The sequence below is a fragment of the Corallococcus sp. Z5C101001 genome (assembly GCF_007352635.1).
Lineage (GTDB): Bacteria > Myxococcota > Myxococcia > Myxococcales > Myxococcaceae > Corallococcus > Corallococcus silvisoli.
Map to the genome: position 1 here is coordinate 192,275 of NZ_VKLU01000015.1, position 18,266 is coordinate 210,540.

An 18,266-nucleotide genomic window follows, 5' to 3' on the forward strand; every position below is an offset into this window, starting at 1 on the left:
GGCCATGAAGCCAGGGCCCCTCCTCGGAGCCTTCCATGAAGCTCATCTGCGGGCTGGGCAACCCCGGGCGCGAGTACGAGCGCCACCGGCACAACATCGGGTTCATGGTGGTGGACGCGCTGCTCGCGCGCGCCCGCGCGGAGCTCACCCAGGACAAGTTCCAGGCGCGGGTGGGCCAGGGCGCGCTGGGCGGCGAGCGCATCCTCTTCGTGGAGCCGCAGACGTACATGAACCTGTCGGGCCGCTCCGTCGCGGAGGCCGCGCGCTTCTACAAGGTCCCCGTCCAGGACGTGCTCGTCATCCACGACGAGCTGGACCTGCCCTTCGGGCGGCTGCAGCTCAAGGCGGGCGGCGGCGCGGGCGGGCACAACGGCCTCAAGAGCATGGTGACGTGCCTGGGCGAGGACGCCTTCATCCGCGTGCGGGTGGGCATTGGCAAGCCGGAGGGCCCCAACGCCAAGGAGCGCGTGGCGGGCTACGTGCTGTCCAACTTCGACGACGGCGAGCGCCGCCAGTTGGAGGAGCTCATCGCCCGGGCGGCGGACATGGCGGAGAGCTGGGTGCGCGACGGGCTGGCCACGGCGATGAACCGCCACAACCGCCGGGCCTGAGAAAGCCCCGGAGCGGCGCCGAGACCTCCGGGAGCCACCGGACGGACGGCCGCCCCCCTGGCTCCGCTTGACTTTGCGAGGGGGGTCCTCTTAGAAGCCCCTTCCCCCTCGTCCGTCCCGTGTGGGGGATGTTCTTTCAAAGCTTCCCGCGCTTCGGCGCGGGCCAAGGCGCGGTGGTGACGGGCGCGCGAAGATTCCCCGTCCCCGGTGATGGCCTTCGAGGGCTTTCAACCGTTTCCCCGCTCCCCGGATGGTCCGGGGGGCACTCGACCCCAAGGGGAGAGAAACATGGCAGAGACGCAGGCCGCCAAGCGGCTTCGTGAGTACGAGACCATCTTCCTGGTCAAGCCGGACCTCACCGACGACAACGTGGACAAGCTGAAGGAGCGCGTCCGCGGCATCGTTTCGCGCGAGGGCGGCAAGGTCCTCCGCTTCACGGTGTGGGGGAAGAAGAAGACGCTGTTCCCCGTGGCCAAGCAGCCGCGCGCCATCTACGTCCACACGAGCTTCCTGGGTGACGGCAAGCTGGTGGCGGAGATCGAGCGCAACCTGCGCAACCTCGACGAGGTCACCCGCTACATCTCCGTGAAGGTGGCGGACGAGGTGGACCCCGAGACGCGTCCGGTGCTCGAGGACCTCAAGCTGGCCGGCGACGTCGAGGAGACCCGTCCGGGCGCCCCCGCCGAGCGCGAGGGTGGCTTCCGGTCCGAGGCCCCCGAGTTCGCCGGTGGCGACTCGGAAGAGGAGTCCGCCGAGGAGGCGTGAGCCTCCTGACGGGATCTTCCCCCAACCTTCCAGGAAACGAGAACGTTCATGAGCAACGGCATGGATAGCAAGCAGGGCACGGGCGCCTCCCGCGGCCCCGGTGGTGGCGGTGGCTACGGCGGCGGTTCGCGCGGTGGCGACCGGGGTGGTGATCGCGGTGGCGACCGCGACCGCGGTGGTGATCGCGGCGACCGCGGTGGCATGGGCGGCGACGACGACAAGCGCGGCGGCCGCGGCTTCGGCCGCAAGAAGGTCTGCCGCTTCTGCGCGGAGAAGAACGCGTCGGTGGACTTCAAGGACCAGGCGACGCTGAAGTACTTCGTCACCGAGCGCGGCAAGATCATCCCCCGCCGCATCTCCGGCAACTGCGCGAAGCACCAGCGTGAGGTGGCGGTCGCCATCAAGCGCGCCCGTGGCATCGCGCTCCTCCCCTACAACGCGGTGGTCGGCTAGCCGCCGGGTCCGCATCAGGAGACTGAACATGAAGGTCATTCTGCGTGAGGACATCGACAACCTCGGCAAGTCCGGCGAGCTCGTCACGGTGAAGGACGGCTTCGGCCGCAACTTCCTTCTGCCGCGCAAGAAGGCGGTTCTGGCCAGCGAGCAGAACCTGCGCCAGCTGGAGCACGAGAAGGCCGTGCAGACCGCTCGGAGCGCCAAGCTGAAGGGCGCCGCCGACGAGCAGGCCAAGAAGCTGGGCAACGTCAAGGTCACCATCAAGCGCAAGGTGGGTGAGCAGGACAAGCTGTTCGGCTCCGTGACGGTGCTGGACATCGCCGAGGCGCTCGCGTCCCAGGGCCAGCAGGTGGATCGCCGCCAGCTGCACCTGGCCGACCCCATCAAGTCGCTGGGCAGCTACGACGTGGAGCTGCGCCTGCACCGCGAGGTGACGGCGAAGATCAAGGTCGAAGTGGTGGCCGAGTAGTCCACCGCATCACCTGAAGCGCTCCGCTTCACGGGAAGGGCCGTCCGGGCAACCGGGCGGCCCTTTTCGCGTCTGGCCTCCCCGCGGACGCGCGCGCGAGTCCGGCTGGCGCCGTCGCCGGTCCGCCCCACGGCATCCGCGTGGAATCATGGGTCCGGGCATGCGTACTTCACCGGAGCCAACCCCCTGGAGGCCCCTTCGCATGACAGCATCCACCCGCCCCGTTGACGCGCACCACGCCGACCTGGACTGGCTCCGGGTGCTGGCCATCGTGGTGCTGCATGTGTTCCACACCGGGATGATGTTCAACACCTGGGACTGGCACATCAAGAGCCCCCAGGCGCTGCCGGTCCTGGAGCCCGTCATGGGGGTGCTGCACCTGGTGCGCATGCCGTTGTTGATGGTCATCTCCGGCGCGGGCACGGCGCTCGCCCTGCGCCGCCGCACGCTGGGGGCCTTCGCGAAGGACCGGGCGAAGCGGCTGCTGGGGCCGCTGGTGTTCGGCATGCTCGTGGTGGTGCCGCCGCAGATCTACGTGGAGCGGCTGTTTCGCGGGCAGTTCCAGGGCAGCTACGCGGAGTTCTACCCGTCGGTGTTCGGCTTCGTGCCCTACCCCGCGGGCAGCCTCAGCTGGCACCACCTGTGGTTCGTGGCCTACCTGTTCGTCTACTGCCTGATGGCCCTGCCCCTCTTCGCGGCGCTGCGCACGGCGCGAGGGGAGCGGTTCCTCGCATGGGTGGACGCCTGGCTGTCGCGGGGCTGGAACGTGCTCTGGCTCTTCGTGCCGCTGGCGCTCACCCGGGTGCTGCTGCGCGACTTCCCGGAGACGCACGCGCTGCTGGATGATCCGCGCACCTTCCTCCTCTACGGCCTGCTGTTCCTGGACGGACACCTGCTGGGCCGCTGCCCTCGCGTGTGGGCCCGACTGGTGGAGCTGCGCCACGGGCTGCTGGCCCTGGCGGTGGCGGCGCTCGTCGTGGAGCTGGTGTGGCCGTGGCCGGTGCTGCCGCTGGTGCCGGCGATCCTGGGGGGAACCCTGCTGCTCTGGAGCGGCCTGCTGGTGGCGCTGGCCTACGCCCGGCACCACGTGCGCGCATCCCCGGCGTGGCTGCCCCGGGCGCAGGAGCTGTCGTACCCGTTCTACATCCTCCACCAGACGGTCATCGTCTGCGTGGGCTACGCCTGCCTGCGGCTGCCCGTGGGTCCCTGGATGATGCTGCTCGCGGTGCTCACGGGGTCGTTCGTCCTCACCCTGGCGTTGTGCGAGACCGTCTCCCGCGTGTCGTGGCTGCGGCCCTGCTTCGGAATGAAGGCCCGGGCCGCGCGTCCGGCCGTCCTGGCCCCGGAGGCCGTGGGGTGAGCGCTTGGGATGAAGCTCCGTCCGGGCGGTGGCGCTGGCCCGCGCTGCGGTGGCGGACGGCGCTGCGGGTGTTCGGGTTCTGTCTGGCCCTGGGCGTGTGGCAGGGCAGCGCCGTGCGGCTGACCCAGCTCATGCGGCCGCGCCCCGGCCCCTGGGAGGAGGCGTTCATCTGGGAGGTGACGAGCGCGGTGACGGTGGGCCTGCTGCTCCCCATCTTGATGACGGCGGTGCTCAACGCGCCCACGCCGCGCGGGAGCTGGGCGCGGTTCGTGGGCATCCACACGGCGGCCTTCGCCCTCTTCTCCTCGCTGCACATCGCGGGGATGGCGGGGCTGCGGCACGCGGTCTACGCCCTCCTGGAGCTGGGCGACTACGACCTGGGCCCGCCGGTCTACGCGCTCCCCATGGAGGCCCAGAAGGACCTGATCACCTATGGCCTGGTCTGCGCGGTCATCGCGCTCCTGTATGCGTGGCGGGAGCGGCAGGCCCGGGCCCTGCGCGCCGCGGAGCTGGAGGGCGAGCTGCGGGCCGCGCAGCTCCAGTCGCTCACCGGGCAGTTGCACCCGCACTTCCTCTTCAACGCGCTGCACACCATCGGGGCGGTGATGTACGAGGACCTGGCGCGCACGGATCAGCTCCTGAGCGACCTGGGGCAGCTCCTCCGGGCGAGCCTGGAGCGCACCGAGCCCACCTGGACGCTGACGGAGGAGCGGGGGCACACCGAGCGCTTCGTCGCGCTGCTGCGAGCGCGCTTCGGCGACCGGCTGGAGGTGCGCTGGGAGGTGGACACGGAGCTGGAGGCCCAGCGCGTGCCGTGCTTCGCGCTTCAAACGCTGGTGGAGAACGCGGTGAAGCACAACCAGGACCAGCGCAGCCCGCTGGAGGTGCGCATCCGCGCGCGCGGCGAAGCGGACCGCTGGGCGTTGGAGGTGGAGGACACCGGGCGCGGCTTCGGGGCACGCTCCCCCGTGGCGGGCCCCAGCGTGGGGCTCTCCCAGTTGGAGCGCGTGCTCAGGCTGCTGCACGCGAGCGGGGGCCGGCTGGAGCGCGGCGCGGGGCCGGAGGGCGGCGCGCGGGTGACGGTGTGGCAGCCCTGGAGGAAGGCCCCATGACGGTGCTCCGCGTGCTGGTGGTGGACGACGAGGCACCTGCCCGGGCGAAGGCGCGGCGGCTGCTGGAACAGGACGCGCGCTTCACCTGCGTGGGCGAGGCCTCGGATGGGCAGGAGGCGCTCGCGCGCATCGAAGCGCTGCGGCCGGACCTGGTGGTGCTCGACGTGCAGATGCCCGGCCTCACCGGCTTCGAGGTCCTGGAGACCCTGGGCCCGGAGGCCTGTCCCCTGGTCATCTTCTCCACCGCGTACGAGCGCTTCGCGCTCCAGGCCTTCGAAGCGCACGCGGCGGACTACCTGCTCAAGCCCTATGACGCCGGCCGCTTCACCAAGGCCCTGGACCGGGCGCATGCGCTGCTGGGCGCGGGGACGCGTGGCGCCGCCGCGCTGGACGCCCTGCTGGCCACGGTGGCCCAGGCACGGCCGGAGCGTCCCCTGGAGCGGCTGGTGGTGAAGGTGGGCGAAGGCTGGGTCCCGCTGCGCCTGGACACCGTGTGGCGCCTGTCCTCGGAGGACAAGTACGTGCGGCTCCACACGGAGCAGGGGCAGCACCTCGTGCGGCGGACGCTGCGCGCCCTGGAGGAGCGCCTGGACCCCACCCGCTTCGTGCGTGTGCACCGGGGCGACCTGGTGAACCTGGACGCCGTGGCCCGCCTGGAGCCGTGGACGCACGGCGACGGCATCCTCGTGCTGAAGGACGGCTCCACGGTGGTGCTGAGTCGCACCTATCGGGAGGCCTTCCTCCAGCAGTGGGGCGCGGCCGAATAGCGCTCGCGCGGGCGGCGGTTCACCCGGGGTCTGGCCCCGTGGGCCACGGCGGGTCGCGGCATCCGACCCCGACCTCCCGGGTGCTACAGGGTTGTTGCCTGGAAACTGGACGTTCGCTGGAACGTGTCAGACGCTGCCTGTAGAGGTTCCAAGCAGCCATGTTGAACGTCCTGGACGGTAGGGAAGGTCGGCGGGTCCACGAGGATCTCGCCGCGGAGCGCGCGGTGCTCGGCGCCGTGCTGGCGGACAACGGGCTCATCACGCCCGTGGCGGAGGTCGTGCACGCCGACGACTTCGCCAGTCCCTCCCATTCGCAGATCTTCGCCGCGATGATGCGGCTGGACGCGCAGAGCAAGCAGGTCGACCACCTGACGCTCGCGGAGGAGCTGAAGATCCTCGGGCAGCTCGTCGCGGTGGGCGGTCCCGCCTACCTGATGGGCCTGGACCAGGTCGTCCCGCTGGCGGCCAACGCCGTGCAGTACGCCCACATCGTCAAGGACCAGGCGCTGCGCCGGCGCCTGGCCAACGTGGGCCGGGAGATCCAGGACCTCGCCAGCCAGGAGACCGGAGAGCTGGAGGTCCTGCTCGACGAGGCCGAGCGCAAGGTCTTCCTCCTCGCGGAGAAGAAGCGCGAAGGCGACCTGCGGCCGGTCAGCGAGCTGATGGAGCAGACGCTCGACCTCTTGGACAAGATGAAGACCGCGTCCACGGGCGTGACCGGTCTGTCCACGGGCTACATCGACCTGGACATGCAGCTGACCGGCCTGCACGCCGGCGAGCTCATCATCCTCGCGGCGCGCCCCGGCGTCGGCAAGACGTCCTTCGCGATGAACATCGCGGTGCACGCGGCGCTCAAGGAGAACAAGGCGGTCGGCATCTTCAGCCTGGAAATGCCCGCGGATCAGCTGCTCATGCGTCTGCTCGCGTCCACGGCGCGCGTGGACATGAAGAAGCTGCGCGGCGGCCGGCTGTCGCCGCACGACGAGGAGAAGTTCCAGGAGATGGCGGGCGCGCTCTACAACGCGCCCATCTACATCGACGACTCGGGCGGCCTGTCCCCGTTCGACCTGCGCGCGAAGGCGCGGCGCGTGAAGCAGAAGGATCCGCGCCTGTCCCTGCTGGTCATCGACTACCTCCAGCTGATGCACCAGAAGGGCAAGGTGGAGAGCCGCCAGTTGGAAGTGGCGGAGATCTCCCGCGCGCTCAAGCAGCTGGCCAAGGAACTGGAGGTGCCCATCATCGCGCTCAGCCAGCTCAGCCGTAAGGTGGAGGAGCGCAAGGGCGGCAAGCCCATGCTGTCGGACCTGCGTGAGTCCGGCTCCATCGAACAGGACGCCGACGTGGTGATGTTCATCCACCGCGAGCAGGAGGAAGAGGGCGGCGAAGGCGGAGGAGGAGGAGGAGGCGGCGGGGGTGGAGGCGGCGGAGGCCAGAGCAACACCGTCATCCCCGTGGAGCTCATCGTCGCCAAGCAGCGCAACGGCCCCATTGGCTCCGTGGAGCTGGTGTTCCTGGCGGAGTACACCCGCTTCGAGAGCCGCGCCCGGAGCGAGTAACCCCCAGGCGGGGACGTCCGGGCCCGCGCGCGTCAGTCCCGGCCGGTGCGCAGGTAGCGCGTGACGTGCTCCCGGGCCGCGCGCACCGCGGCTTCAGGCCCCGAGCCCCGGCCCAGCTCCGCCGCCAGCGCGGACGCCAGCCGGCAGCCCGTGCCCCGGCGCTCCGGGGGCCGCTTCAGCCTGCGCCCCCGCATCACCACCGTGCGCCCGGAGTACGCCAGCACGTCCGCCAGGCCCTGCCCTTCTGGCAGGTGCCCGCCCTTCACCAGCACCGCGCCGAAGCCGCGCTGACAGAGGGCCTCCGCCGCCGCCTGGGCCTCCTCCACCGTGCCCAGCGCCGGCCGGCCCAGCAGCCACGCGGCCTCCTCCAGGTTGGGCGTCACCAGCACGCGCGGGCCCGTCAGCGCCAGGTAGTGCCGGGGCGACAGGCGCGACAGGGCCTGTCCGCGCGACGAGCGCACCACCGGATCCACCACCCACCACGCGTCCGCGCCCTTGAGCGCCGCCCGCGCCGCGGAGAGCTGCGACGGGCCGGGCACCACGCCCCACTTCACCGCGTGCACGGGTCCCCACTCGCGCGCGGCGGTCACCTGCGCGGCCAGCATGCGCGGAGACGCCGGCACCACGGCGAAGGTGTGCGTGCCCTGCGCGGTCTGCGCCGTGGGCACCGCCACCGCGTCGCCTCCGCGCGCCCGTACCGCGGCGACGTCCGCCAGGAGCCCCGCCCTGCCCGTGGGCTCCAGGCCCGCCAGCAGCAGGACGCGCGGCCTCACCTCCGGTGCTCTCGTGCCTTCTGCACCAGCGCCTTGTAGACGCCCAGGTGCACCGGGATGGTGCCCAGCATCAGCTCCGGGTGCCATTGCACGCCCAGCGCGAACGCATGCGCGGTGGACTCGATGGCCTCCACCACGCCGTCCGGCGACAGCGCGCTCACTGTCACGTCCGTGCCCGGCTTGTTCACCGCCTGGTGGTGCGTGGAGTTCACCATCAGCTGCCCGTGCCCCACGGCCTCCGCCAGCAGCGTGCCGTTCTTCACCTCCACCGGGTGCTGCGGCTGGGTGCGGTCGTGCTTCTGCTCGTGGTCGCGCGCGCCCGGCACCTCGCGCAGGATGTCCTGGAACAGCGTGCCGCCCAGCACCACGGCGAGCAGCTGCATGCCGCCGCACACGCCCAGCACCGGCAGGTTGCGCTTGAGCGCCCCCCGGATGAGCTGGGCCTCGAAGGCGGTCCTCCCCTCCTTCAGCGGCCCCATGCCGTCGCGCGCCTCCTCCCCGTACGCGGACGGGGGGATGTCGAACGCGCCGCCCGTCACCACCAGCCCCGACACCCGCTCCAGGTAGGCGTCCACGCACGAAGCGTCGTCCGTGTAGGGCAACACGAAGGGCAGGCCCCCCGCGCGCAGCACCGCCTCCGCGTAGGGCACCTTCAGCTCGTAGCGGGGGAAGGCCGAGTCGGCCGGCTGGACCCAGTCCGGGCTGAGGCCGATGTTGGGACGGCGCGGCGTCGTCCCGTGATGGCGCGAAGGGGGATGGTTCATGGTGGCGTCAGTGCCCTGCATCGAGGCTAGTCCCCCGTGCGCCCCTGTCAAACGCGGCCGTCAGCCGCCGCACCTGCTCGGCGATGTCCTGGGCGAGCAGCGCGTCGGACACCACCGCCGCGCCATGCGCCCCCGTCGCGGCGACCTGGGCGATGTTCCCAAGGCCCACCCCGCCAATGCCCACCACCGGCAGCGGGCTCTCCGCCACCACCCGGGCGAACGCCTCCAGCCCCAGCACCGGCGCCTGGACCACCTTCGTGGTGGTGCCGAACAGGGGCCCCACGCCCACGTAGTCCGCCCCGGCCGCCCGGGCCACCCGGGCCCCTTCCGCCCCCCGCGCGGTGACCCCCACCCACCGGCCGGGGCCCAACAGCTCTCGCGCCGCCTCCGGGGGCAGGTCCTCGTCCCCCACGTGCACCCCGTGCGCGTCGGACAGGAGCGCCAGGTCCACCCGGTCGTTGAGCAGACAGAGGGCGCCCGCCTGTCGGCAGCGGGCCACCACCGCGCGCGCCGCGGCCAGCGCCTCTCGGGGCGGGGTGTGTTTCATGCGAAGCTGGAGGATGCGGGCGCCCCCCAGGAGCAGGCGCTCGGCCTTGTCCACCAGGGACAGCTCCGGACGGACGCTGTCATCGCACAGCAGGTAGGGGCCTTGGGGAAGCGGGGGGCGGGGCGAGACGTTCATCGGTTCCAGGTGCCCGGGACAGCGGCGTTGACAGGCGCCCCTCCTGCTATAAGGTGCCGCGCTGTTTTCCAAGCAATTCCGAGGATTTGAATCATGGCGGATGGCATCAACCCGAAGCACCTCGACAAGCGGACCGCGGATCGCTACCAGCGCGGCGGCCAGGTGGACGAGGAAGCCTACAAGAAGCACCTCGAGGAGCTGCCGGACGTGGCCGACAAGGCCGTCCCCATCGAAACGCTGATGGGCGATGAGTTCGACGACGAAGAGGATGACGAGGACGACGACGACATCGACGACGACGACGACGCGGAAGACGACGCGGACGACGACGCCGAGGAAGAGGACAAGGCGTCCGAATGAGCCCTTCGGAGAAGCGGGGTGAGACCTTCGTGATGACGGGGGAAGCGAGCCCCGCCTCCGAGGAGTCCCTGTCGTTCAGCACCTTCATCGTCGGCCTGGGTTCCGCCGTCCTCATCCACCTGGGGGGGGCGCCGAACCCGGAGACGGGCCGCATGGAGAAGGACCTGCCGTCGGCCCGGCAGAACCTGGACCTCCTGGCGATGCTCCGCGAGAAGACGCGCGGAAACCTCACCGCCGAGGAGGAGAAGCTGGTGGACAATCTCCTGTCCGACCTGCGCCTGCGCTACGTGGAGGCGACCCGGAAGTGAAGCCCCTTGAAGTCACCCGCCCAGGGGCGCTGCCCCGGGGCGTGCGGATCGCCGCGGCGCTGTGCCTGGTCCTCTCCACCCTGACGGGGATGCTCGCCTGCAGCGAAGCCTCCGTCATGATGAACTTCGAGGCGCACCGTCAGGCCCAGCGGGACAATCCCCCCACCGTGTCCCTCTTGGGCAAGGACCCCGCCGTCACCCAGGCCCTGGTGGAGGCGCAGATGTCCGCGCTGTCCCCGATGCGCGAGTCGCGCGCCCTGGTGCTGTGCGGATTGACGGTGGCCTGCACCCTGCTCTTCTTCGCCTCCAGCCGCATGCTGCGCTCCCCGGAGGGCATGCCCCGGGACGGCTTCCGGCAGCTCTTGGGCGGCGCGGGCATCTTCGCCGCGCTGATGCGCACCATCGACGGGGCCCAATGGACCGTGGTGGCCCGCCACTCCAGCCAGGCCATGGTGGAGGGCCTCAAGGGCCTGCCGGAGTTCAAGGACCCGGCCGCCGCCGAACAGCTCTACGCGCTCGTCCCGTCCCTGATGACGGCCAGCGCGGTGCTCCCCACGGTGCTCGTGGCCGGCGGCTTCGCCCTGCTCGCCCAGTACTTCCGCAGCGAGGGCGTCCGCGCGGCCATCGTCACGCTCGACGGGCCCACCGAGGAGCCCTGAAGGCGGCGAAGTCGGCCGCGACTCCATCTCTAGCAGTGACGCGGCGCGGCGCGAAGGCCGGCCGTCCGCTTCAGCCGGCGTCCGTCACCGCGCGGGGCGACGTGGGGCCCAGCAGGAGCGCCTCCAGCGAGGCCATGGCGTCGGACTCCGGGCCGGCGGCCGTGCCCTCCAGCGGCAGCACCTGGGCCAGCGCGGCGCGGGGCATGCGCAGCAGCTCGTCCCGGGTGAGGCCGAACACGTACGCCAGGTGCCCCATGGGCCAGCGGGACTGGAGCCGGCTGAAGGCCGCGTCGTCCAGCTCCTCCAGGGGACACGGCAGCTCCGCGTCCTCGTACACCACCTTCTCTCCCCCTACGCGCCGGCCATTGCCGTAGGCGATGACCTCTTCGCCCTCGTCCGCGTCGTACACGTAGGCGTGCACGGTGGCGTTGGCGGCGGCGGACAGCAGGCGGGCCAGGGCGTGGTGCGCCGCGTACCAATGCGCACCCTGCCGCCCCTGGGAGAAGGGCCCCAGGAAGGCCAGCCGCACCACCTTGCGGCGGCGGTTGATGGTGACGCGCAGCGCCGTGGCGGCCGGGGCTCTGTCCATCGACAGCGCCTCCCGGGCCAGACGCACCAGCGCCAACCCGGAAAAGGTGTCGAGTCGAACGAGATAGCCGCCGTGTGCGTCCAGAGTGAAGCCCCCGAGGATGGGCGCCGCCTATAACCGAGCCCCCCACCCCCTGGCAACTGCGCCACCACGAATACCCGGCTGCTTCCAGCGGCTCAAAGTATTCCGGGGAAATCGCAAGGCATACAGGCAGTGTCGTCTTGCCAAGGGGGCCTCGGCTCTTACGTTCAAGGCATGCGACTCGACAAATATACGGTGAAGGCGCAGGAGGCGATCCAGGAGGGTCAGTCCCTGGCCCGCCGGGCCGACAATCCCCACTACGAGCCGGAGCACCTGGCCACGGCGTTGCTGGGTCAGAAGGACGGCCTCGTCGAACCCCTGCTGCGCAAGATTGGCGTGGACGTGAAGCTGTTCGCGGGCCGGCTGGGGGAGGCGCTCCAGAAGCTGCCGCGCATGCAGGGCGGCGAGAGCGCCATGCTCAGCCAGCGCCTGATGAAGACCTTCGACAAGGCCGAGGACGAGGCCAAGGCGCTGAAGGACGAGTTCACCTCCTCCGAACACCTGCTGCTGGCGCTGACCCAGGACAAGGGCGCGGTCGGCGAGGCGATGAAGTCCTCCGGCGTGACGCGCGAGCGCGTGCAGGCGGGCCTCAAGGAGGTCCGCGGCTCCGGGCGCGTCACCAGCGCGGACGCGGAGTCCACCTACCAGGCCCTGGAGAAGTACGGGCGCGACCTCACGGAGGCCGCGCGGAGCGGGAAGCTGGACCCGGTCATCGGCCGCGACGAGGAGATCCGCCGCTGCATCCAGGTGCTCAGCCGCCGCACCAAGAACAACCCCGTCCTCATCGGTGAGCCGGGCGTGGGCAAGACGGCCATCGCGGAGGGGCTGGCGCGCCGCATCGTGGACGGCGACGTGCCGGAGGGCCTGAAGAACAAGCGCCTCATCACCCTGGACCTGGGGGCCATGGTGGCCGGCGCGAAGTACCGCGGCGAGTTCGAGGAGCGCCTCAAGGCGGTCCTCAAGGAGGTCGCGGACGCGTCCGGGGAGATCATCCTCTTCATCGACGAGATGCACACGCTCGTGGGTGCCGGGAAGGCCGAGGGCGCCATGGACGCGGGCAACATGCTCAAGCCGGCGCTCGCGCGCGGCGAGCTGCACTGCATTGGCGCGACGACGCTGGACGAGTACCGCAAGCACATCGAGAAGGACGCCGCGCTGGAGCGCCGCTTCCAGCCGGTGTTCGTGGGCGAGCCGTCGGTGCACGACACCATCAGCATCCTGCGCGGCCTCAAGGAGCGCTACGAGGTCCACCACGGCGTGCGCATCCAGGACTCCGCGCTCGTCGCGGCGGCCACGCTCAGCCACCGCTACATCTCCGACCGCTTCCTGCCGGACAAGGCCATCGACCTGGTGGACGAGGCCTCCAGCCGCCTGCGCATCGAAATCGACTCCATGCCCACGGAGATCGACGACATCCGCCGCAAGGTGACGCAGCTGGAGATTGAGCGCGAGGGCCTGCGCAAGGAGACGGACCCGCACTCGCGCGAGCGCCTGGCCACCATCGAGAAGGAGCTGGCGAACCTGAACGAGAAGTTCAACTCGCTCAAGGCCCACTGGGACGAGGAGAAGAAGGCCATCGCGGCGCTGCGCACGCTCAAGGAGAAGCAGGAGAAGGCGCGCAACGACCAGGCGGCGGCGGAGCGCCAGGGCGACCTGAACCGCGCCGCGGAGCTGAAGTTCGGCGTCATCCCCTCGCTGGAGAAGGACGTCGCCGCGCAGAACGCGAAGCTGGCGGAGCTGCAGAAGAACCAGAAGTTCCTCAAGGAGGAGGTGGACTCCGAGGACATCGCCTCTGTCGTGGCCAAGTGGACGGGCATCCCCGTCTCCAAGCTGCTGGAAGGCGAAATGCAGAAGCTGGTCCACATGGAGGACCGGCTCGCCGACCGCGTGATTGGGCAGCGCAGCGCCATTGAAGCCGTGTCCAACGCCGTGCGCCGCGCGCGCAGCGGGCTGCAGGACCCGAACCGGCCCATCGGCTCGTTCATCTTCCTGGGCCCCACGGGCGTGGGCAAGACGGAGACGGCGAAGGCGCTGGCGGAGTTCCTCTTCGACGACGACACGGCCATGGTCCGCATCGACATGTCCGAGTACATGGAGAAGCACGCCGTGTCGCGGCTGGTGGGCGCGCCCCCGGGCTACGTGGGCTACGAGGAGGGCGGCCAGCTCACGGAGGCCGTGCGCCGCAGGCCGTACACGGTGGTCCTCTTTGACGAAATCGAGAAGGCCCACCACGACGTGTTCAACATCCTGCTCCAGATCCTCGACGAGGGCCGGGTGACGGACAGCCAGGGCCGCACGGTGGACTTCCGCAACACCGTGCTCATCCTCACGTCCAACATCGGCTCGCAGGCCATCCAGGAAGGCATGGCGGGCACGGACACGCTCAACGACAAGACGCGCGGCGAGGTGATGGAGGCCCTGCGCGCGCACTTCCGCCCGGAGTTCCTCAACCGCGTGGACGAGGTGGTCGTCTTCGAGCCGCTGCGCCGCAAGGACATCTACCGCATCGTCGACATCCAGCTGGGGAAGCTCCAGAAGCTGCTCCAGGCCAAGCGCCTCACGCTGGACCTGACGGACGCCGCGCGGGAGCTCCTCGCGGAGCGCGGGTATGACCCCACGTACGGCGCCCGGCCCCTGAAGCGGGCCGTGCAGAAGTACCTGTTGGATCCGCTCGCCCTCAAGGTCCTGAGCGGCGAGTTCGCCCCGGGCGAGCACATCCAGGCGGACGCGGGCCCCGACGGGCTCACCTTCGCCAAGGTGCTGGTGGACAACTCGAAGGGCGTGAAGAAGACGGCGTAACAGGCTTCACCCCAGGCAGCACACGGCGGGCCGCTTCCCCATGGGAGGCGGCCCGTCGCCGTGTGAGGGCCTCAGGTGCGCCGGTGCTTGTCGTAGAGCGCGTCGCGCCACGCGAGGAGGTCCGGGAAGCGGGAGGCGAGCCCCGCGTGCGTCCACACCTCGCGCGTGCCCGGGCCCATGGGCAGGTGCCGGTCCGCCACCGGGCCCAGCAGCACCAGCATCGCCGCGGCGGTGATGTCCGCGTAGGTGAAGGCGTCTCCCTCCAGGTAGGCGCGGCCGTCGCCCAGCGCCGAGCGCAGGCGCTCGTAGGCGGGGGTGACGGCGGCCTCGATGGCCTCCTCCGTGGAGACCGGCACCTGGTGCTTCTTCATGATGTAGCGCATGCCCATGCGCGCGGACGGCGCGCTCAGCTGGCGCAGCCAGAGGGGAAGGAACTTGGGCAGCGATTCCGCCTGGGCACGGGAGTTCGCGAGCATGCGCGGCATCGCGTAGACGCGCGCCGTGTCCAGCACCTGCTCGCTGGTGTCGTTCCACCGCGTGATGGCCGCGACGTGCTCCGCGGGGAAGAGCGGGCGGCCCTGCCCCAGCTCCTCGGCGCGCTTCGCGATGGCGAACGAGCCCTGCGTGGCCGCGCCGGGCGGGTCGACGAGCAGCGGCACCGTGCCCTTCACGCCGGGCGGCACCTGCTTGCGCAGCCAGCGCTCCTGGAGGAGGGGGACGTAGTCCTGGAAGCGGTAGGCGACGCGGTGGTGGTCCAACGCCCACCGGGCCTTCTCCGTCCAGCCCGATGCCGTCAGTCCGACGAGGGTTCGCATAGGGGCCGTGACCCTAGCAGGCCTTCCCGGGGGACTTCAGTTTCCACGCGGGGACGCGCATCCCGAAGGGCTTCAGCGACCGAGGCTCGGACCTGGGCAACACGGCATCGAATGCGGGGGATGTGTAGCGCCGCCGGTGCGCTCCAGCACCGCCCGGGCCTGCATGGAGCGAGGACCGCGGCCTGCTTCCCCGCGGACAGCCTCCCAGAGGTCCCGGCCTGCCCCCGGGGTGGGAAATCCGACAGCGCGGAGCGACCCGAGAACGCGTGGTGCGGGCGCGGCCCGGGAGTTATTCGAGCCGTCGACGGGCGCGGCGCGACCGCTGCGGGACCGCACGCGAACGGCGCGCCCCCTCACGGAGGACTCCGGACATGAAGATTGGAATCATCGGCGCTGGCTTCATTGGTGGGACGCTCGCCCAGCACTGGGTCAGGCTGGGCCACGAGGTCCTGATCGCGAACTCACGCGGGCCTGAGACGCTTCGAGAGGTCGCGGCGCGGACGGGCGCGAAGGCCGCCACGATCTCCGACACGGTGAAGGGCGCCGAGGTCGTCGTCGTGTCCATCCCCGAGAAGGCGGTCCGCGACCTGCCGAAGGACCTCTTCGCGAACGTGCCCAAGGACGTCGTCGTCATCGACACGGGCAACTACTACCCCATTCGAGACGGCGGCATCCCGGAGCTCGAAGCCGGCCAGGTCGAGAGCGAATGGGTCGCCGCGCAGCTGGGCCGGCCGGTCATCAAGGCCTTCAACAACATCTACGCCAAGAGCCTCCTGGAGAAGGGCAAGGCGAAGGGCACCCCGGACAGGCTCGCGCTTTCAGTCGCGGGAGATCCCCCCGAGGCACGCGCGAAGGTGCTCCGGCTCGTGGACGAGCTCGGCTTCGATCCCGTCGACGCCGGGGGACTGGCGGAGTCCTGGCGTCAACAGCCGGGCACCCCGTGCTACTGCCATGACTTCAGCGCGGCGCGCATGAAGCAGGCGCTCGCGGAGGCCGAGCGCGGCAAGCTCCCGAGCTACCGGGCCGCGGCCAATGACTCGGTGAAGCACTTCTTCGCGGCGCCGAAGCCAGGCTGAGCCCTCCGTCTCCGGGAAGGCGCACGCCGCGGCTCCACGCGCGCCTTCAGGCCAGCATCTTGAAGATGTCGTAGTCGAACCGCTCGTACGGGGGCGTCACCCGCTGCCGGCGCGAGTCGTACCGCTCCAGCGAGTACGCCACGCCCGGCCCGTCCGCCATGCCGTGGACGCCGAACCGCTGACCGCTCGTCCGCTCCCAGTCGAAGAGCGCCAGGTAGGCCGGGGCAATGGCCTCGTGCGTCCCCACCACCCGCGTCGTCGCATGGGACGCGGCGGGAACGCGGAGCAGCTCCATTCCCGAGGGGACCACCGGGCACTCGGACACCTGCTTCCCCACCCAATAGGTGTACTCCATGCCCGGCGACTCCTCGGTCTGGAGGGACACGCCATGGAACACCTCGGGCTCCACCCGGTGGCCCATCTCCGGCAGACGCGCCATGAGCGCCAGCCACGCGGACGGCACGCGCTCCTGCAATCGCGCGAACGTCCCGGTCACCCTCAGCGCGACCACGAGGAGCTCAGGCAGCTTCACCACGGACACTGGCGTCAACGAGGGCCCCCTTCGATGAGACAGCTGCTTCCGCGGAACCATGCCTCACTCGGGCACAGGACGAAAAGGACGGTCCAACCACCGCGCCCCGCTCACGGACCGCGCTGGATGAGCTGCTCCACCGTCGCGCGCACGTCCTGCAGCAGCGAGGGGTCCTTCACCGCGATGAAGATGGTGTCGTCGCCCGCCACCGTGCCCGCCAGCCCCTCCACCTCCTCGCGGTCCAGCGCCAGCCCGAAGATCTGCGCGTAGCCAGGCGCCGTCTTCAGCACCAGCATGTTGGGCGGCGCCTCGATGATGGACACGCGCGGAGCGGCCGCCGGCGCCGGCGCCGGGACCTCCATGCGCTGGTAGCGCCCGTTCACCTTCTGCACGCTCAGCTTCCGCAGCCGCCGCGACAGCGTGGACTGACTGGGCGCGTGCCCCGCCTCCTCCAGCAGTGTCTGCAGCACGGCCTGATCCGGAACGTCCTGCTGGGAGATGAGCTGAAGGATGGCCTCGTCCAGGTTCATTCACCCTCACCATGCATGCGGCTGAATACGCACGCAAGGCGCATGAAAAATCCCCAAGAATCTTCTTGTGCACTGCGCCGTTCTGCATAATATCCGCGCCTCCTCAACGAATATGCACGAATTCCAATGCATATTCAGCAGTCCCCATCCATCCGGCGCGGCCGGGGGAGCACGAAGCCCATGAAGCATGTGACCCGCATCCAGGACCTGGGGCCGGAAGGCGTCGAGGCGGTCCTTTCGCAGGCGGCCGCGTGGAAGCAGAAGGATCCGGGGGCCCTCTTCCCGGGGAAGCTCCTGGGCATGGTGTTCTTCAACCCGTCGCTGCGCACGCGGACCTCTTTCGAGGCGGTGATGCTGCGCGCGGGTGGGCACGCCATCGTGCTCGACGTGGGCTCCGGCGTGTGGAAGCTGGAGGACCGGCCGGGCGCGGTGATGAACGCGGACCGCGCGGAGCACATCAAGGAAGCATCCCCGGTGCTGTCGCGTTTCGTGGACATGCTGGGCATCCGCACCTTCTCCCAGGGTGGCGGTGACGAGGAGGACGAGGCCGACCCCGTCATCAACGCCTTCCGCAAGTGGGCCACCGTGCCGGTGGTGAGCATGGAGTCCGCGCGCGAGCACCCGTGCCAGGGCCTGGCGGACGCGCTCACCCTGCGCGAGACGTTCGGCACCACGAAGAAGCTGCCGGTGACGCTCACCTGGGCGCCGCACATCAAGCCGCTGCCCAAGGCCGTGCCCAACTCCTTCCTGCTGTCCGCGGCGGCGGCGGGCTGCGAGGTGCGCGTGGCGCATCCCCCTGGCTTCGACCTGCACCCTGCGGTGCGCGCGGAGGCGGAGGCGTACGCGAAGGCCACCGGCGGCAGCATCACCTACACCCACGACCAGGACGAGGCGCTGGTGGGCAGCCGCGCCGTGTACGCGAAGTCCTGGGGCCCCACCGCGCAGACGGCGAACTCGCCCGCGGACGTGGCGGCGCTGCTGGCGTCGTATTCGGGGTGGATGCCCACGCGCCGGCACATGGCGAAGGCCGCGAAGGACGCGGCGTTCCTGCACTGCCTGCCCGTGCGCCGCAACGTGGAGGTCGCCGACGAGGTGCTGGACCACGCGAGCAGCCGCGTCGTGGACGAGGCGGGCAACCGCTACCACGTGCAGCGCTCCCTCCTGGCCTGGATGCGCGGCGGCTGAAGCCCGCGGCCCGCCGC

The 18,266-nt window shown here is 70.7% G+C and carries 21 protein-coding genes; 14 read left to right on the forward strand and 7 right to left on the reverse strand.

Annotated features, from left to right (window positions below):
* Positions 1 to 35 precede the first annotated feature (35 nt).
* From pth to dnaB, 8 genes are all read left to right on the forward strand, one after another.
* Positions 36 to 611 (forward strand): aminoacyl-tRNA hydrolase, encoded by a 576-nt coding sequence (gene pth, locus FOF48_RS30450; protein WP_143907381.1) that lies wholly within the window; start codon positions 36 to 38, stop codon positions 609 to 611.
* A gap of 288 nt (positions 612 to 899) precedes the next feature.
* Complete coding sequence (gene rpsF, locus FOF48_RS30455) at positions 900 to 1,376, forward strand: 30S ribosomal protein S6 (protein WP_143907383.1); 477 nt, start codon at positions 900 to 902, stop codon at positions 1,374 to 1,376.
* 48 nt (positions 1,377 to 1,424) lie between these two features.
* Positions 1,425 to 1,829, forward strand: a complete 405-nt coding sequence (gene rpsR, locus FOF48_RS30460; RefSeq protein ID WP_143907385.1) for a 30S ribosomal protein S18 — start codon at positions 1,425 to 1,427, stop codon at positions 1,827 to 1,829.
* A gap of 28 nt (positions 1,830 to 1,857) precedes the next feature.
* Complete coding sequence (rplI, locus tag FOF48_RS30465) at positions 1,858 to 2,301, forward strand: 50S ribosomal protein L9 (RefSeq protein WP_143907387.1); 444 nt, start codon at positions 1,858 to 1,860, stop codon at positions 2,299 to 2,301.
* A 202-nt stretch (positions 2,302 to 2,503) separates the two neighbouring features.
* On the forward strand, positions 2,504 to 3,661 hold the full coding sequence (locus tag FOF48_RS30470) for an acyltransferase (protein ID WP_143907389.1): 1,158 nt from the start codon (positions 2,504 to 2,506) through the stop codon (positions 3,659 to 3,661).
* A complete protein-coding gene (locus FOF48_RS30475; protein ID WP_143907391.1) occupies positions 3,658 to 4,773 on the forward strand; it encodes a sensor histidine kinase in 1,116 nt (371 codons plus the stop codon). Before FOF48_RS30470 ends, FOF48_RS30475 begins: the two co-directional genes overlap by 4 nt.
* On the forward strand, positions 4,770 to 5,540 hold the full coding sequence (locus FOF48_RS30480; protein ID WP_143907392.1) for a LytTR family DNA-binding domain-containing protein: 771 nt from the start codon (positions 4,770 to 4,772) through the stop codon (positions 5,538 to 5,540). The genes FOF48_RS30475 and FOF48_RS30480 overlap by 4 nt, the downstream gene beginning before the upstream one ends.
* Positions 5,541 to 5,698: 158 nt before the next feature.
* Entirely contained in the window at positions 5,699 to 7,096 is a 1,398-nt protein-coding gene (gene dnaB, locus FOF48_RS30485; protein ID WP_143907394.1) for a replicative DNA helicase, read from the forward strand.
* 32 nt (positions 7,097 to 7,128) lie between these two features.
* On the opposite strand, the gene FOF48_RS30490 is transcribed toward dnaB, so the two are convergent.
* From FOF48_RS30490 to thiE, 3 genes are read right to left on the reverse strand one after another with little or no spacing between them, the layout of a single operon-like run.
* Complete coding sequence (locus FOF48_RS30490; RefSeq protein ID WP_143907396.1) at positions 7,129 to 7,869, reverse strand: bifunctional hydroxymethylpyrimidine kinase/phosphomethylpyrimidine kinase; 741 nt, start codon at positions 7,867 to 7,869, stop codon at positions 7,129 to 7,131.
* On the reverse strand, positions 7,866 to 8,633 hold the full coding sequence (locus tag FOF48_RS30495) for a gamma-glutamyl-gamma-aminobutyrate hydrolase family protein (protein WP_143907398.1): 768 nt from the start codon (positions 8,631 to 8,633) through the stop codon (positions 7,866 to 7,868). Before FOF48_RS30495 ends, FOF48_RS30490 begins: the two co-directional genes overlap by 4 nt.
* A 7-nt stretch (positions 8,634 to 8,640) precedes the next feature.
* Positions 8,641 to 9,315 carry a thiamine phosphate synthase gene (gene thiE, locus FOF48_RS30500; RefSeq protein ID WP_143907400.1) on the reverse strand — a complete coding sequence of 225 codons (675 nt, stop codon included), beginning with the start codon at positions 9,313 to 9,315 and terminating at the stop codon, positions 8,641 to 8,643.
* A gap of 93 nt (positions 9,316 to 9,408) precedes the next feature.
* On the opposite strand from thiE, the gene FOF48_RS30505 reads away from it, so the two are divergent.
* The 3 genes from FOF48_RS30505 to FOF48_RS30515 are packed head-to-tail and all read left to right on the forward strand — an operon-like array spanning position 9,409 to position 10,642.
* The gene (locus FOF48_RS30505; protein ID WP_143907402.1) at positions 9,409 to 9,675 is read left to right on the forward strand and encodes a hypothetical protein; all 267 of its coding nucleotides are present in this window, start codon (positions 9,409 to 9,411) and stop codon (positions 9,673 to 9,675) included.
* Positions 9,672 to 9,983: a DUF1844 domain-containing protein gene (locus FOF48_RS30510; protein WP_143907404.1), complete on the forward strand. Its 312-nt coding sequence runs from the start codon at positions 9,672 to 9,674 to the stop codon at positions 9,981 to 9,983. Before FOF48_RS30505 ends, FOF48_RS30510 begins: the two co-directional genes overlap by 4 nt.
* Positions 9,980 to 10,642, forward strand: coding sequence for a hypothetical protein (locus FOF48_RS30515; protein WP_186002133.1), 663 nt, complete (start codon positions 9,980 to 9,982; stop codon positions 10,640 to 10,642). Before FOF48_RS30510 ends, FOF48_RS30515 begins: the two co-directional genes overlap by 4 nt.
* A 70-nt stretch (positions 10,643 to 10,712) precedes the next feature.
* On the opposite strand, the gene FOF48_RS30520 is transcribed toward FOF48_RS30515, so the two are convergent.
* Positions 10,713 to 11,231, reverse strand: coding sequence for a hypothetical protein (locus tag FOF48_RS30520; RefSeq protein ID WP_186002134.1), 519 nt, complete (start codon positions 11,229 to 11,231; stop codon positions 10,713 to 10,715).
* Between the two features lie 255 nt (positions 11,232 to 11,486).
* Here FOF48_RS30520 and clpB point away from each other — a divergent pair, with 255 nt between their 5' ends.
* Positions 11,487 to 14,111 carry an ATP-dependent chaperone ClpB gene (clpB, locus tag FOF48_RS30525; RefSeq protein ID WP_143907406.1) on the forward strand — a complete coding sequence of 875 codons (2,625 nt, stop codon included), beginning with the start codon at positions 11,487 to 11,489 and terminating at the stop codon, positions 14,109 to 14,111.
* Between the two features lie 71 nt (positions 14,112 to 14,182).
* Here clpB and FOF48_RS30530 read toward each other — a convergent pair whose 3' ends face one another.
* Complete coding sequence (locus tag FOF48_RS30530; RefSeq protein ID WP_143907407.1) at positions 14,183 to 14,926, reverse strand: glutathione S-transferase family protein; 744 nt, start codon at positions 14,924 to 14,926, stop codon at positions 14,183 to 14,185.
* Positions 14,927 to 15,195: 269 nt separating this feature from the next.
* Between FOF48_RS30530 and FOF48_RS30535 the strand changes: the two genes are divergently transcribed.
* Positions 15,196 to 16,002: an NADPH-dependent F420 reductase gene (locus FOF48_RS30535; RefSeq protein WP_143907409.1), complete on the forward strand. Its 807-nt coding sequence runs from the start codon at positions 15,196 to 15,198 to the stop codon at positions 16,000 to 16,002.
* A gap of 46 nt (positions 16,003 to 16,048) precedes the next feature.
* On the opposite strand, the gene FOF48_RS30540 is transcribed toward FOF48_RS30535, so the two are convergent.
* A complete protein-coding gene (locus FOF48_RS30540) occupies positions 16,049 to 16,537 on the reverse strand; it encodes a GyrI-like domain-containing protein (protein ID WP_186002135.1) in 489 nt (162 codons plus the stop codon).
* Between the two features lie 107 nt (positions 16,538 to 16,644).
* Complete coding sequence (locus FOF48_RS30545; RefSeq protein WP_143907413.1) at positions 16,645 to 17,064, reverse strand: arginine repressor; 420 nt, start codon at positions 17,062 to 17,064, stop codon at positions 16,645 to 16,647.
* Between the two features lie 180 nt (positions 17,065 to 17,244).
* Between FOF48_RS30545 and FOF48_RS30550 the strand changes: the two genes are divergently transcribed.
* On the forward strand, positions 17,245 to 18,249 hold the full coding sequence (locus FOF48_RS30550) for an N-acetylornithine carbamoyltransferase (protein WP_143907415.1): 1,005 nt from the start codon (positions 17,245 to 17,247) through the stop codon (positions 18,247 to 18,249).
* Positions 18,250 to 18,266 lie beyond the last annotated feature (17 nt).

Coding starts and splice junctions, on each gene's coding strand:
- pth (WP_143907381.1), top strand. CDS start 36: ATGAAGCTCATCTGCGGGCTGGGCAACCCCGGGCGCGAGTACGAGCGC.
- rpsF (WP_143907383.1), top strand. CDS start 900: ATGGCAGAGACGCAGGCCGCCAAGCGGCTTCGTGAGTACGAGACCATC.
- rpsR (WP_143907385.1), top strand. CDS start 1,425: ATGAGCAACGGCATGGATAGCAAGCAGGGCACGGGCGCCTCCCGCGGC.
- rplI (WP_143907387.1), top strand. CDS start 1,858: ATGAAGGTCATTCTGCGTGAGGACATCGACAACCTCGGCAAGTCCGGC.
- FOF48_RS30470 (WP_143907389.1), top strand. CDS start 2,504: ATGACAGCATCCACCCGCCCCGTTGACGCGCACCACGCCGACCTGGAC.
- FOF48_RS30480 (WP_143907392.1), top strand. CDS start 4,770: ATGACGGTGCTCCGCGTGCTGGTGGTGGACGACGAGGCACCTGCCCGG.
- dnaB (WP_143907394.1), top strand. CDS start 5,699: ATGTTGAACGTCCTGGACGGTAGGGAAGGTCGGCGGGTCCACGAGGAT.
- FOF48_RS30495 (WP_143907398.1), bottom strand. CDS start 8,633: ATGAACCATCCCCCTTCGCGCCATCACGGGACGACGCCGCGCCGTCCC.
- thiE (WP_143907400.1), bottom strand. CDS start 9,315: ATGAACGTCTCGCCCCGCCCCCCGCTTCCCCAAGGCCCCTACCTGCTG.
- FOF48_RS30505 (WP_143907402.1), top strand. CDS start 9,409: ATGGCGGATGGCATCAACCCGAAGCACCTCGACAAGCGGACCGCGGAT.
- FOF48_RS30510 (WP_143907404.1), top strand. CDS start 9,672: ATGAGCCCTTCGGAGAAGCGGGGTGAGACCTTCGTGATGACGGGGGAA.
- FOF48_RS30520 (WP_186002134.1), bottom strand. CDS start 11,231: ATGGACAGAGCCCCGGCCGCCACGGCGCTGCGCGTCACCATCAACCGC.
- clpB (WP_143907406.1), top strand. CDS start 11,487: ATGCGACTCGACAAATATACGGTGAAGGCGCAGGAGGCGATCCAGGAG.
- FOF48_RS30530 (WP_143907407.1), bottom strand. CDS start 14,926: ATGCGAACCCTCGTCGGACTGACGGCATCGGGCTGGACGGAGAAGGCC.
- FOF48_RS30545 (WP_143907413.1), bottom strand. CDS start 17,064: ATGAACCTGGACGAGGCCATCCTTCAGCTCATCTCCCAGCAGGACGTT.
- FOF48_RS30550 (WP_143907415.1), top strand. CDS start 17,245: ATGAAGCATGTGACCCGCATCCAGGACCTGGGGCCGGAAGGCGTCGAG.